At 64.1% G+C, this 12,811-nt stretch carries 12 protein-coding genes; 10 read left to right on the forward strand and 2 right to left on the reverse strand.

Features of this window, described 5'->3' with window-relative positions; translation table 11 throughout:
• Positions 1–15: 15 nt before the first annotated feature.
• The 8 genes from ABID19_RS20020 (at position 16) to ABID19_RS20055 (ending at position 8,375) form a co-directional block, all read left to right on the forward strand.
• A complete protein-coding gene (locus tag ABID19_RS20020) occupies positions 16–1,362 on the forward strand; it encodes a murein hydrolase activator EnvC family protein (RefSeq protein ID WP_354492679.1) in 1,347 nt (448 codons plus the stop codon).
• A gap of 1 nt (position 1,363) precedes the next feature.
• A complete protein-coding gene (locus tag ABID19_RS20025) occupies positions 1,364–2,689 on the forward strand; it encodes a S41 family peptidase (protein ID WP_354492681.1) in 1,326 nt (441 codons plus the stop codon).
• Between the two features lie 111 nt (positions 2,690–2,800).
• Positions 2,801–3,991 carry a divergent polysaccharide deacetylase family protein gene (locus tag ABID19_RS20030; protein WP_354492682.1) on the forward strand — a complete coding sequence of 397 codons (1,191 nt, stop codon included), beginning with the start codon at positions 2,801–2,803 and terminating at the stop codon, positions 3,989–3,991.
• Between the two features lie 42 nt (positions 3,992–4,033).
• Positions 4,034–4,552, forward strand: a complete 519-nt coding sequence (locus ABID19_RS20035; RefSeq protein ID WP_435528756.1) for an RNA pyrophosphohydrolase — start codon at positions 4,034–4,036, stop codon at positions 4,550–4,552.
• A gap of 163 nt (positions 4,553–4,715) precedes the next feature.
• Complete coding sequence (gene alr / locus ABID19_RS20040) at positions 4,716–5,834, forward strand: alanine racemase (RefSeq protein ID WP_354492685.1); 1,119 nt, start codon at positions 4,716–4,718, stop codon at positions 5,832–5,834.
• A gap of 273 nt (positions 5,835–6,107) precedes the next feature.
• Positions 6,108–6,530: a nucleoside diphosphate kinase regulator gene (gene rnk / locus ABID19_RS20045; protein WP_354492687.1), complete on the forward strand. Its 423-nt coding sequence runs from the start codon at positions 6,108–6,110 to the stop codon at positions 6,528–6,530.
• Between the two features lie 12 nt (positions 6,531–6,542).
• Positions 6,543–7,097: a nucleoside-diphosphate kinase gene (locus ABID19_RS20050; protein WP_354492688.1), complete on the forward strand. Its 555-nt coding sequence runs from the start codon at positions 6,543–6,545 to the stop codon at positions 7,095–7,097.
• 21 nt (positions 7,098–7,118) lie between these two features.
• Positions 7,119–8,375 carry a D-amino acid dehydrogenase gene (locus ABID19_RS20055; RefSeq protein ID WP_352928305.1) on the forward strand — a complete coding sequence of 419 codons (1,257 nt, stop codon included), beginning with the start codon at positions 7,119–7,121 and terminating at the stop codon, positions 8,373–8,375.
• A gap of 62 nt (positions 8,376–8,437) precedes the next feature.
• Here the strand turns inward: ABID19_RS20055 and ABID19_RS20060 are convergent, their stop codons facing one another.
• Positions 8,438–9,319 carry a LysR family transcriptional regulator gene (locus ABID19_RS20060; protein WP_354492690.1) on the reverse strand — a complete coding sequence of 294 codons (882 nt, stop codon included), beginning with the start codon at positions 9,317–9,319 and terminating at the stop codon, positions 8,438–8,440.
• Positions 9,320–9,817: 498 nt separating this feature from the next.
• On the opposite strand from ABID19_RS20060, the gene ABID19_RS20065 reads away from it, so the two are divergent.
• Both ABID19_RS20065 and ABID19_RS20070 read left to right on the forward strand, forming a co-directional pair.
• Positions 9,818–11,314: a CoA-acylating methylmalonate-semialdehyde dehydrogenase gene (locus ABID19_RS20065; RefSeq protein ID WP_354492691.1), complete on the forward strand. Its 1,497-nt coding sequence runs from the start codon at positions 9,818–9,820 to the stop codon at positions 11,312–11,314.
• A 462-nt stretch (positions 11,315–11,776) separates the two neighbouring features.
• Positions 11,777–12,076 (forward strand): hypothetical protein, encoded by a 300-nt coding sequence (locus tag ABID19_RS20070; protein ID WP_354492692.1) that lies wholly within the window; start codon positions 11,777–11,779, stop codon positions 12,074–12,076.
• 64 nt (positions 12,077–12,140) lie between these two features.
• Here the strand turns inward: ABID19_RS20070 and ABID19_RS20075 are convergent, their stop codons facing one another.
• Entirely contained in the window at positions 12,141–12,800 is a 660-nt protein-coding gene (locus ABID19_RS20075; RefSeq protein WP_354492694.1) for a GntR family transcriptional regulator, read from the reverse strand.
• Between the last annotated feature and the right edge of the window lie 11 nt (positions 12,801–12,811).

Here is a 12,811-nt window from a genome sequence, read left to right on the forward strand (position 1 = left end):
TAGAGTCGGGCTTCAATGTCTGAAGGTTGGAAATCGCGAACGGGCTTTTGGCGCGTGCGCTGCGGCTTGGCAGCGGCGGCGCTCGCGCTGTCGCTCGGTGCCGTGCTGGCGCAGGACAGGCTCGACATGGCGCCCGATCCGGACCAGAGCCGGGCCGAATACGAACGCGTGTCGAAGGAGATCACGCTGTCGTCCGAGCGGCTGGCAAAGCTCGCCGCCGACATGGCGACCGTCAAGAAGGATCATGCCTCGATTACCGCTGCGCTGATCCAGTCGGCGATGACCGAGCAGAAGCTCGGCCAGGACATCGAGGACATCGGCGCTAAGCTAGAAGGGCTGAAGGGCGAGGAGCAGAAAATCCGCGCGTCGCTGGCCGCGAGACGCGACGTTCTGGCCGAGGTGCTGGCCGCGCTGCAGCGCATGGGGCTCAATCCGCCGCCAGCCATCCTGGTCAAGCCGGAGGACGCTCTGTCGTCGGTGCGCAGTGCCATCCTGCTCGGCGCCGTGGTGCCGGAACTGCGCCAGCAAACCGAGATATTGCTGGCGGATCTCAAGGAGCAGTCGCGGGTGACGGCTTCGATCGAGGCGGAGCGGGGGCGGTTGACGGCTGCGGTTGGCGAGCAGGCGGCGGAAAAGAAGCGGCTCGGCATGCTGCTCGAAGCCAAGCAGAAGCTCGAGGCCGAGACAGAGACAGCGCTGGACGCTGAAAAGCAGCGGTCCGCAGCTCTGGCGGCAAAGGCCGGCAGCTTGAAGGAACTGATCGCCTCGCTCGAGGCCGACAAGGCCCGCCAGGCGGCGAAAGCGGCGAAGGCTGCCGAGCAGAAGGCCGCAGACGCCGACAAGGTCCCGGCACAGGATACCCCGCCACAGACGGAACTGGCGGCCCTGCCGGTCCCGGAAGCCAACCGGCTCACCGCCGCCGCGCCGTTTTCGGCGCTCCAGGGGCAGATCGCACTGCCTGTAATCGGCAAGATCAAGCGGCGGTTCGGGGCCAGCGACAGTAACGGCGCAGTGATGTTCGGTGACATGGTTGCGACACAATCGGGAGCCATCGTCACCGCGCCAGCAGACGGAAATGTGCTTTATGCGGGACCTTTTCGCTCCTATGGTCAACTCTTGATCCTGAACGCGGGTGACGGCTATCATGTCGTTCTGGCGGGGATGAGCAGAATCAGCGTCGCGTCTGGCCAGTCAGTGCTCGCAGGAGAGCCGGTCGGCGCGATGGGAGAGGCCCGGGTGGCGAGCACCTCGGCATCGAAGAATGGAAATGCCACGCCGGAGCTCTATGTTGAGTTCCGCAAGGATGGAAAACCCGTCGATCCGACCCCATGGTGGGCGGACCGTTTCTCTGGAAGGACGTGAGATGATGCGGAAACTGTCGCTTCTGTTTGCCGGTGCGCTGATGGGCGCATCCGCGATGAGCCTGGTCTATGGCGCGCCCGGCTCTACGGCGAACGCTGCGGGCTCCGAAACCTATAAGCAACTGGCGATCTTTGGTGACATCTTCGAGCGGGTGCGGGCGCAGTATGTGACGCCGCCCGACGACAAGTCGCTGGTCGAAAACGCCATCAACGGCATGCTTACCTCGCTCGACCCGCACTCCTCCTACATGAACGCCGAAGAGGCGCAGGATATGCGCGTCCAGACCAAAGGCGAGTTCGGCGGCCTCGGCATCGAGGTTACGATGGAGAACGATCTGGTCAAGGTAATCACGCCGATCGACGATACGCCGGCCGCCAAGGCGGGTGTGCTTGCTGGCGACTATATTGCCAAGATCGACGGCGAGGAGGTTCGCGGCCTGAGCCTCAACGACGCGGTCGAGAAGATGCGCGGGCTGGTCAACACGCCGATCAAGCTGACCATCCTGCGCCAGGGCGCCGACAAGCCGATAGAGCTGACGGTGGTGCGCGACATCATCAAGGTCAAGGCGGTCAAGTTCCGGGTCGAGAACGACGTCGGTTACATGAAGATCACCTCCTTCACCGAAAAGACCCATGACGATCTCGAGAACGCAATCGAGACCATCAAGAAGCAGGTGCCGAAGGAAAAGCTCAAGGGCTACGTGCTCGATCTCAGGCTCAATCCGGGCGGGCTGCTCGACCAGGCGGTGAGCGTGTCCGACGCCTTCCTCGACCGTGGCGAGATCGTCTCGACACGCGGCCGCGATCCGAAAGACGTCACCCGCTTCGACGCCCGGCCCGGCGACGACATCGACGGCAAGCCGCTTGTCGTGCTCGTCAATGGCGGCTCGGCCAGCGCGTCCGAAATCGTCGCCGGCGCGCTGCAGGACCTGCGCCGCGCCACGGTGGTCGGCACGCAGTCCTTCGGCAAGGGTTCGGTGCAGACCATCGTCCCGCTCGGCGAGAACGGCGCGCTGCGCCTGACGACGGCGCTCTATTACACGCCGTCCGGCAAGTCGATCCAGGGCAAGGGCATCACCCCCGACATCAAGGTCGATCAGCCGTTGCCGCCGGAACTGCAGGGAAGGGATCTGACGCGCGGTGAGTCGGACCTCAAGGGCCACATCAAGGGTACCGATGAGGGCGATACCGGTTCGGGCTCGGCAGCCTATGTGCCGCCGGAGCCGAAGGACGACCTGCAGCTTATCTTTGCCGAGCAGTTGCTGCGCGGCGAGAAGACCGATCCGGCGTTCCCGCCGAATCCGGACAAGGCTGTTTTGAACCAGTAAAGGTCGATCAGCCGGACAACAGGTCTGGCTGCCCGATCGAAGCGATGCAATGCTGCCGGGGCCGCAAGGCCTCGGCAGTTTGATTCGGGGAACCGCGGCTGGGGATGCGGCTTGGCTGACATCGGCAACGACATCGAACGTCCACTCGGGCAGACCGTCCGACCGCAGCGTGCGGCCGGCCGGATCAGTGCCGGCGCGGTCGCGGCCATTCTCCTGGTGCTGGCCGTGATCGGCGTCTCGGGCGCGATCGCATTGCGTGAAAAGCCGTTTCGAAAGCTGGAAGAAGTCGCCGTTTCGACACCGAAGACGACAGCGATGGTCGAATCCACGGCGCCGGCTACTGAGCCTGCGCCGCCATCGAAGGCGCAAACTAAACCCGAGACGAGCGCGTCCACGACGGGCGGGCCGCAGATCATCCATCTGCAAACCGAACAGGACGGGGGTCCGCCCAGGGCGGCCATCGTCATCCGCGACCCTTCGACGGTCGGCCAGAACCTGAGGGTCGCGCATATTCCCGACAGGGCGCTGATCGAGACCGGCGAGACCGGCCCGTTGCCGGTTCGCGCCGCCGACGGAAGGCGGCCGTTCGATGTCTATGCCCGACCGTGGTCCGGCGCGCGCGGCGCGCGCGTGGCGATCGTCATCGGCGGGCTTGCGGTGTCGCAGACCGGCACGCAGGCGGCAATCGCCAAGCTGCCGGCCGAAGTGACGCTGGGCTTTGCGCCGCAGGGCAACAGCATCGGCCGCTGGATGCAGGCGGCGCGGCACAAGGGCCATGAAATTGTCATGCAGGTGCCGCTCGAACCGTTCGACTATCCGAACGTCAATCCGGGCCGTAATACGCTGACGGTCGCGGCGACGCCGCACGAGAATTTGAAGAATTTGCGTTGGGCGCTGTCGCGGACGACCAACTACACGGGCGTCATGAATTATATGGGCGCACGTTTTTCGGCTGATCCGGCGGCGATGGGGCCATTTTTGGCCGAGCTTGGCAAGCGCGGCCTGGCTTATGTCGACGACGGTTCGTCGGCGCGCAGCGTCGCGCCCGATCTGGCGCTGAAGGATGGCGTGCCCTTCGTTGCCGGCGACACCTCGATCGATGCGGTGCGGGACCGCGGCGCCATATTGAAGAAGCTGGACGAGCTGGAATCCACCGCGCGGGCGAGAGGCTTTGCTGTCGGCATCGGCTCGGCTTTCGACCTGACGGTCGACACCGTGTCGGCCTGGGTGATCGAGGCCAAGAAACGCGGTATCGAGATCGTGCCGATTTCGGCAGTGGCGATCGATCCGGAAAAAAGCTAGCAGCTGCCTTGAAACCCGCTCCACGGCTGGAAAGACCGAGTGATGGCAACAAGAAATATCGATCCCGAGACGCTGCCTTATCGTCCCTGTGTCGGACTGATGGTCCTCAACGGCGACGGCCTGGTCTGGGTCGGCCATCGCATTGCCGAGGCGGATAGCGAATTCGCCGGTACGACACAGCTCTGGCAGATGCCGCAGGGCGGCATCGACAAGGGCGAAGAGCCGCTGCAGGCGGCGAAGCGGGAGCTCTACGAAGAGACCGGCATGCGCAGCGTCTCGTTGCTGGATGAGGCACCGAACTGGATATATTACGACCTGCCGGCCCATCTGGTCGGCGTCGCCTTCAAAGGACGATATCGCGGCCAGACGCAAAAATGGTTTGCCTTCCGCTTTCACGGCGACGAGAGCGAGATCCAGATCAATCCGCCTCCGAGCGGCCATACAGCCGAGTTCGATCAATGGAGCTGGCGGCCGATGCGCGAACTGCCCGACCTGATCGTGCCGTTCAAGCGCAAGGTCTATGAGGACGTGGTGGCGGCGTTCCGGCATCTGGCGGCATGACGTGCGGATCAGACGCCAATGTTGCGACCCACATGATCTGTCCTTACTGATAGGCTGATCCGCCAGAGATCGGGACTGGCCAGAACTCGGGTGCCAGAATTTAGGGGCTGGCCGGAATTTAGGGGCTGGGATGAGCAGCGCGTCCGGAAAATCGCCGCGTCGAATGGATCAGAGCAGTTCGCAGCCCGTCAGCGAAGCGGCGGCGGGCGCCCTATTGACCATCGATCTCGGCGCCATCCGCGAGAACTACCGTCGCTTGAAAGCTCAGCTGGGGGGTGTGCGTTGCGCCGGCGTCGTCAAGGCCGACGGATATGGGCTTGGCGCCGGGCAGGTAGCAACGGCGCTGATGGCCGAAGGCTGCGATACTTTCTTTGTTGCGCATCTGACGGAAGGCGCCTTGTTGCGCCAGGCGCTCGGCTCAGCTGTGACGATCTACGTCTTGAATGGCATCCCGCCGGGCGCCGAAGCCGAAGCAGTCGAAGCGGGGCTAGTGGCGGTCATAAATAGCGCCGGCCAGCTCGCCGCATGGCGCGCGGCGGCTGAGCGTTCAGGCCGCACGCTGATAGCCGCGATCCAGGTCGACAGCGGCATGTCGCGGCTCGGCATGGCGGCGGTTGAGGTGGAAGCCGTCACTGCTGATCCACGGGCTTTCGACGGCATCGACGTCGCTCTCGTGATGAGCCATCTCGCCGGTGCCGACGAGCCCGGGCATCCGGCCAACGAACAGCAGCGGCTTGAGTTTGAACGGCTGCGCAGGATGCTGCCGAAGGCCCCGGCCTCGCTCGCCAATTCCTCCGGCATCTCTCTTGGCCATCCTTTTTGCTACGACCTCGCCCGGCCCGGTGCGGCGCTCTACGGCATCAATCCGACGCCGGGCAAGCCTAACCCGATGCTGCCGGCGGTGCGGTTGGAAGCCAAGGTAATCCAGACGCGGATGCTGAAGGCCGGCGCCGGCGTCGGCTACGGCCATGCCTTTCATGCGCCGGCCCCGCTGGCTGCCGCGACGATCTCGCTCGGCTATGCCGATGGCTGGCATCGACGCGCCTCGGCGGCGGCGTTTTTCGATGGTGTGCGACTGCCCTTCCTCGGACGCGTATCGATGGACTCGATCATCCTCGACATTTCGGCGCTGCCGCCCGACCGGCTGAAGGCGGGCGATCTCGTCGAATTGATCGGGCCGTCGCAGACGGTCGACCAGGCGGCAGGCCATGCCGGCACCATCGGCTACGAAATCCTGACCAGCCTAGGGCATCGCTTCCACCGGCGCTATGTCGGCGGTTGAGCGGTTTCGCCGCGCTTGACAAGCGAGGGCTTCTCGGCAAGGCTTCGTGCATGAGCAACCTCGCCCATATCAGAACCTGTTTCAGGGTCTGCCCCATCGCGGGAGCGTAGCCCCGGGACGGCTGCCGTTTGGCGGCCGCCTGAATCGGGGCATCTAATCACTGACATCATCATCGAGCCTTCAGCACGTTGCGGCTGCCGGCTCTTCATCTGGCCGTCGCTGACACGACGGCAGCGCGCATTCATTCGGTGCGCCGAGCTCACGAGGTTTGCCATGCAACATGCAACGACACGGCCTGGTCCGCGAAGCCGGATTGTGGTCAGCGACGCCGATTACGACCGGCTGACCGGCTTGGCCAGAGCCTACCTCGAGCGCGCACCCGCCATGGCCGAAGAGCTGCTGGCGGAAATGGATCGAGCCAGGATCACGAGGGCGGCAGCGATGCCGGCAGGCGTGGTGCAGATGGGTTCGACGGTGACGATCCTCGGAAATGACGGGAGCACGCAACGCATTACGCTGGTCTATCCGGGCGAAGCCGACATTACCGAGAGCAGGATTTCGGTGTTGACGCCGCTCGGGACGGCTCTCATCGGAGCAGCCGCCGGCCAGGTTGTGAGCTGGCGAAGCCGTGACGGCAGAGACCTGTCGGTAACCATCGACGCTGTCGAGGCGCTCTCATCCGCCCGACTGCCTTGATCGGAGATTTTCATGACAAGCATTTCCATGACAGCCACAAGCTGTCGTCTGACGATAAAGGATTTCTCCGTGCTTGAAGCAATTCTGGCACGTCGGCGAGCATTCGCCGACCCGATCGTGCCGATACTTGAACACAAGCTCTCGCACGCCCGCATCGTCCCGATCGATTCGGTCGAGCCCAATGTCGTGACGCTGAATAGCAGGGTGGTCTTCCGCATCGATTCCGGGCCGTCGGAGACGCGAACGCTGGTGCAAAACGAAATGCGCGGGCCGGTCGGATCCAGCTTGCCGGTTACAACCAGGCGGGGGCTTTGCATGCTCGGCATGGCACAGGGTGAGACTGCGCTTGTCGAGCAGCCGGACGGCAGGCGGGAATTGATGCTGATCGACACCGTGCTTTATCAGCCTGAAGCAGCGCGGCGAGCGGCAGAGGAAAAGCGGATGGGTGGGTGGCGGCCGCACAAACTCACCCTTGTCCATAGCGCCGCAGCCAACGACAGGCCACTTGGCGAAATGGGTAAAATCCGGCAGACAGGGGAGGACGATCCCGGCCCGTCGGCGGCGTGATCGGCCTTTAAGGAGCGAGCGATGAAGATCTTCGTGCTGGGCGGTGGCGTCATCGGGGTGACCACCGCCTACTATCTTGCCGAGGCCGGCCATGAAGTGACTGTCATCGACCGCCAGAAGGGGCCTGCGCTGGAAACCAGCTTTGCCAATGCCGGCGAGATCTCGCCCGGCTACGCCTCGCCCTGGGCCGGTCCCGGCGTCCCGCTGAAGGCGGTCAAATGGCTGTTGATGAAGCATGGTCCGCTGGTGGTGCGACCGACGTTCGATCCGCATATGTGGATATGGCTGGTCAGGATGCTGCGCAACTGCACGGCCGAGCGCTATGCGGTGAACAAGGCGCGCATGGTGCCTTTGGCCGAATACAGCCGCGACACGCTGAAAGCGCTGCGCGAGGCGACCGGCATCGCGTATGACGAGCGCGCCAAGGGAACGCTGCAGCTGTTTCGCACGCAGCAGCAGCTTGACGGCACGTCAGGCGATGTCGAGGTGCTGAAGACCTATGGCGTTCCTTACGAGATACTCGATCCCGACGGCTGCATCGCGGCCGAGCCGGGGCTGGCAGGGGTGCGTGAAAAATTCGTCGGCGGCCTGCGGCTGCCGGGCGACGAAACGGGCGACTGCAAGATGTTTACCGACCGCCTGGCGGAGCTCTGCGTGGCGCGCGGCGTTACCTTCGAATACGACACGTTGATCAGGCGCATCATCCGCAAGCGCAACAGTATCGCCAATATCAATACCAACAAGGGTTGGAAGAAAGCCGACGCCTACGTGATGGCGATGGGCAGCTATTCGGCCAAGTTCATGCGCATGCTGAGGCGGTCCATACCGGTCTATCCGGTCAAGGGCTATTCGATCACCCTGCCGATCAAGGATGCTGCCGCAGCACCGGTGTCGACGGTGATGGACGAGACCTACAAGGTGGCGATCACCAGGCTCGGCGACCGCATCCGGGTTGGTGGCACGGCGGAAATTTCCGGCTTCGACATGAGGCTGCATGAATCACGGCGCCGCACGCTCGAACATTCGGTCGGCGATCTTTTTCCCGGCAGCGGCGACATGCGGTCGGCCAGCTTCTGGTGCGGGTTGCGGCCGATGACGCCGGACGGGCCGCCGCTGATCGGCCGCACCGAGTTTTCCAACCTCTATCTCAACACCGGTCACGGCACGCTTGGCTGGACCATGGCCTGCGGCTCGGCCAGGGTGCTGGCCGACATCGTCTCCAACCGGGTGCCCGACATCAATGTCCGCGATCTCGGGCCGGAGCGATACCAGCGGTAGGATCAGAAGGCTTCTTTCATCCAGCCTTTGAAGGCGGTGACTTCGGGCGCCGGTCAGTCTCGTCAGACGAATAATCCCCGTTCCCGTTCCACCGCCTTGGTGATGAAGCTGGCGACGATCTGGACGCGGCGCAGCGGCCTGACCGATTCATGATAGACGAGCCAGTAGGCGCGGCGGATGGGCGAAACGATGTCGACAGCCACCAGTTCGGGGATCGAACGGGCGACGAAGGTGTGCAGGATGCCGATGCCGGCGCCGGAGCGCACCGCTTCGGCCTGGCCGAGTGCCGAGGAGATGGCGAAGCTGGTGCGCCAGTCGGCGCTGAACTCGGCCGCATAGTCGAGCGACGGGCTGACGATGAGGTCCGGCACGTAGCCGATCAGCGTGTGCCGGCCAAGCTCGGCAGGCGTTTCAGGCAGGCCATGCGCCTCGGCATAGGCGCGGGACGCGAACAGGCCGAGCGTGTAATCGACCAGCTTGCCGGCCACCAGCCTGCCTTCTGTCGGTCGCTCCACGGTAATGGCGATGTCGGCCTCGCGCCGCGACAACGAGAAGGAGCGCGGTACCGGCACCAACTGGATGGTGAGTTCGCGGTGGAGCGCCGTCAGTGCGCCGAGGCGCTTGGCCAGGAAGGCGACGCCGAAACCGTCAGGCGCGCCGATGCGCACGGTGCCGGAGACATCGTCGCCTTCGCCCGCCACGGTCGAGCGCGCGGCGATCATGTCGCCCTCCATGCGCTCGGCGATGTCGAGAAAGCGCTCGCCCGCCGGCGTCAGCTCGCTACCGGTGGTAAGCCGGCGAAAGAGTTTTGTGCGCAACGCATCCTCGAGCGCGGCGATGCGGCGCGAGACGGTGGCGTGGTTGAGTTCCAGCCGCCTGGCCGCCCCGAGGATCTGGCCGGCACGCGCCACGGCGAGGAAGATGCGAACGTCATCCCAGTTCATGGGGATGGTCCGGATGGCAATGATTACGGCAGCACTCCACGGCGCCCCCCTCTGTCCTGCCGGACATCTCCCCCACTTGGGGGGAGATCGGCCGGCCGCTCCGGCGGCGACTTTCTCGCAACGTTGCGGGTTGGCGAAAACGGGGATGACAGCCAATCTCCCCCCTCGTGGGGCTGTTGCAAAATGGGGAAAACCGGGAACAAACGACCCGTTTTGGATTCTTTCTGTTCTTGTTCCGATTCCGGTTCGATTCCTTTTGTTCCGAATATTGCAACAGGCCCCTCGTGGGGGAGATGTCCGGTAGGACAGAGGGGGGCGCGAAGAAACTCAACTTCTCAATCCTTGCTGTTAGGGACCTACATTCTTACCATTTGCGCGATTTAATGCACAGCCGCGCACCGCGCTCTATTTCCCGCACAACGGTTGCGTTTTCGCTCACGTTGCCATCGGCCACGCAAAAGCGGACAATGCCGCATCACAAATACAGGGAGAGAAACCATGATCGAATACGGTCATTTCATCGGCGGCAAGCGTGTCGACGGGACCAGCGGTCGCAAGCAGGACGTCATGCAGCCGATGGACGGCACGGTGCGCGGCACGGTGGCGCTGGCTTCGCAGGCGGAACTGCGCGCGGCGGTGGAAAACGCCAAGGCGGCGCAGCCCGGCTGGGCGGCGACCAACCCGCAACGGCGCGTGCGCGTCTTGATGAAGTTCCTCGAACTGGTGGCCAAGGAATATGACGCGCTGGCCGATATTCTGGCGCGTGAGCACGGCAAAACCATCGCCGACGCCAAGGGCGACATCCAGCGCGGGCTGGAAGTGGTCGAGGTCTGTATCGGCGCGCCGCACATGATGAAGGGCGAGTTCACCGACGGCGCCGGCCCCGGTATCGACGTCTATTCGATGCGCCAGCCGCTCGGCGTCGTTGCCGGCATCACGCCGTTCAATTTTCCGGCGATGATCCCATTGTGGAAGATCGCGCCGGCCATCGCCTGCGGCAACGCCTTCATCCTGAAGCCTTCGGAGCGCGACCCGGGCGTGCCGCTGCGCATCGCCGAACTGTTCATCGAGGCCGGCCTGCCGGCGGGCATCCTCAACGTCGTCAACGGCGACAAGGAGGCGGTCGACGCCATCCTCGACGACCCTGATATCAAGGCCATCGGCTTCGTCGGCTCTACGCCGATCGCCCACTACATCTATTCGCGCGGCACCGCCTCGGGCAAGCGCGTGCAGTGCTTTGGCGGTGCCAAGAATCACATGATCATCATGCCCGACGCCGACATGGACCAGACCGTCGACGCGCTGATCGGTGCCGGCTACGGTTCGGCCGGCGAGCGCTGCATGGCGATCTCGGTGGCTGTCCCGGTCGGCAACGACACCGCCAACCGGCTGATGGAAAAGCTGGTGCCGCGTGTCGAAAGCCTGAAAGTCGGTCCGTCGACGGATTCTTCCGCCGATTTCGGCCCGCTAGTCACGGCGCAGGCGCTGGAGCGGGTCAAGGGTTACGTCGACATTGGCGTCAAGGAAGGCGCCAAGCTGGTCGTCGACGGCCGCGGCTTCTCGATGCAAGGCTACGAGAACGGCTACTATATGGGCGGCTGCCTGTTCGACAACGTGACGTCAGACATGCGCATCTACAAGGAAGAGATCTTCGGGCCGGTGCTCTCGGTGGTGCGCGCGCCGACATACGAGAACGCGATCAAGCTCGCCAACGACCACGAAATGGGCAACGGCGTCGCCATCTTCACTCGCGACGGCGATGCGGCCCGCGATTTCGCCTCGAGGGTCCAGGTCGGCATGGTCGGTGTCAATGTGCCGATCCCGGTGCCGATCGCCTATTATACGTTCGGCGGCTGGAAAGCGTCTTCCTTCGGCGACCTCAATCAGCATGGGCCGGACGCGTTCCGTTTCTACACCAAGACCAAGACGGTGACCTCGCGCTGGCCGTCCGGCATCAAGGACGGCGCCGAATTCGTCATCCCGACGATGAATTAGCCGGACGGTTCCCTGTTTGCGCGTCCTCGCCTTTGGCTGCGGGCGCGTGGGCGGGCGTCAAGGACGGCGCCGAATTCGTCATCCCGACGATGAATTAGCCGGACGGTTCCTTGTTTGCGCGTCCTCGCCTTTGGCTGCGGGCGCGCGGGCGGGCATCAAGGACGGCGCCGAATTCGTCATCCCGACGATGAATTAGCCGGACGGTTCCCTGTTTGCGCGTCCTCGCTTTTGGCTGCGGGTGCGCGGGCGAGCAGATTAAGACTGAAGACGAAAAGGTCCGGCCAAAAACCGGGCCTTTTTTGCCGGCCTGTCGCAGCCTGCATATTCCTGAACGCTAATGTGATGGAACCAGGCGGGCAGCGGACGTCTTAACTTGCAATCCTGCCGCGAAGGACGCGCAGCAGGTCAACCAACGGCGCTGGCGACAGCTCGGGGGTGTCGGTCGGCGCAAGGAGGTGTCAGATGACACGTCTTATGGTGACGACACTTTGCGCCGCGGCTGCGGCGTTTTCCGCAGCCCCGGCAATGGCGGCGGAACAATGCGCGGCCCGAGCCGACATGATCAAGGCGCTCGGCGAGAAGTTCCACGAAAGTCCGACCGCGCTCGGTGTCGTCAATCCGAATGTGATCGTTGAAGTCTTCGTGTCCGATCAGGGCACCTGGACCATTCTCGCCAGCGACACGCGCGGTCAAAGCTGCGTGGTTTCGGTGGGTGAGGGCTGGGAGAGCGGACTGACGACAGCGGCGCTGCCAGGCACCTGAGCCGTTTGGAGCAAGACGGGTCCGCATTTCTGCGACGCCAAGCCATTCAACTTGGCTGCAAATGCTAGCGCGTGGCGGCCGTCTCGGCGTGGCCACGCAGCAGCGCCATCAGGCGCTTGGCATCCTTGGCGGCGGCATCTTCGTCTCCGGCGAGGATCGAGCGGATCAGCGCGACGTGGTGCTCGGCCGATTCCGCCAGGCCCGTATCAGCCTTGTAGCGGAACCAGAACCGGCGGCTGTGGGTCTGCAAGGGAGCAGCCAGGCGGGCGGCGAACGGGTTGTCGGCAGCCAGTGCCAGCGCCTCATCGAGAGCTTTGTCGGCTTGAATGAAGGCCAGAACATTGCCTGATATCACCGCCTTCTGCATGGCCAGCGCCGCATCGTGGAACAGATCAGCGGCCTCGCGGGTGACGAAGCGGGCGGCCGAGCGGGAAAGAACCACCTCGATGCCACGCCGTGCATCGAGAACGCGCAACCAGTCGCCGGGATGGAGCGGGGCAATGGCGATGCCGGCACGCGGCCGGACATCCAGCAGCCCTTCCCAAGCCAGCCGTTGGATCGCTTCGCGCACCGGCGTGCGGCCAAGTCCCAGCCTGTCGATCAGTGAGCCCTCGGTGACGAAGCTTGCAGGCGCCAATTCGAGAGTCACGATCATATGCTCGAGCACGCGGTAGGCTTTTGCCGCCACGGGCTCAGATCGAGATATATCTTCCAACAGGGTCATTGTACCTCCTG

It is taken from the genome of Mesorhizobium robiniae (assembly GCF_040545535.1).
Classification (GTDB): domain Bacteria; phylum Pseudomonadota; class Alphaproteobacteria; order Rhizobiales; family Rhizobiaceae; genus Mesorhizobium; species Mesorhizobium robiniae.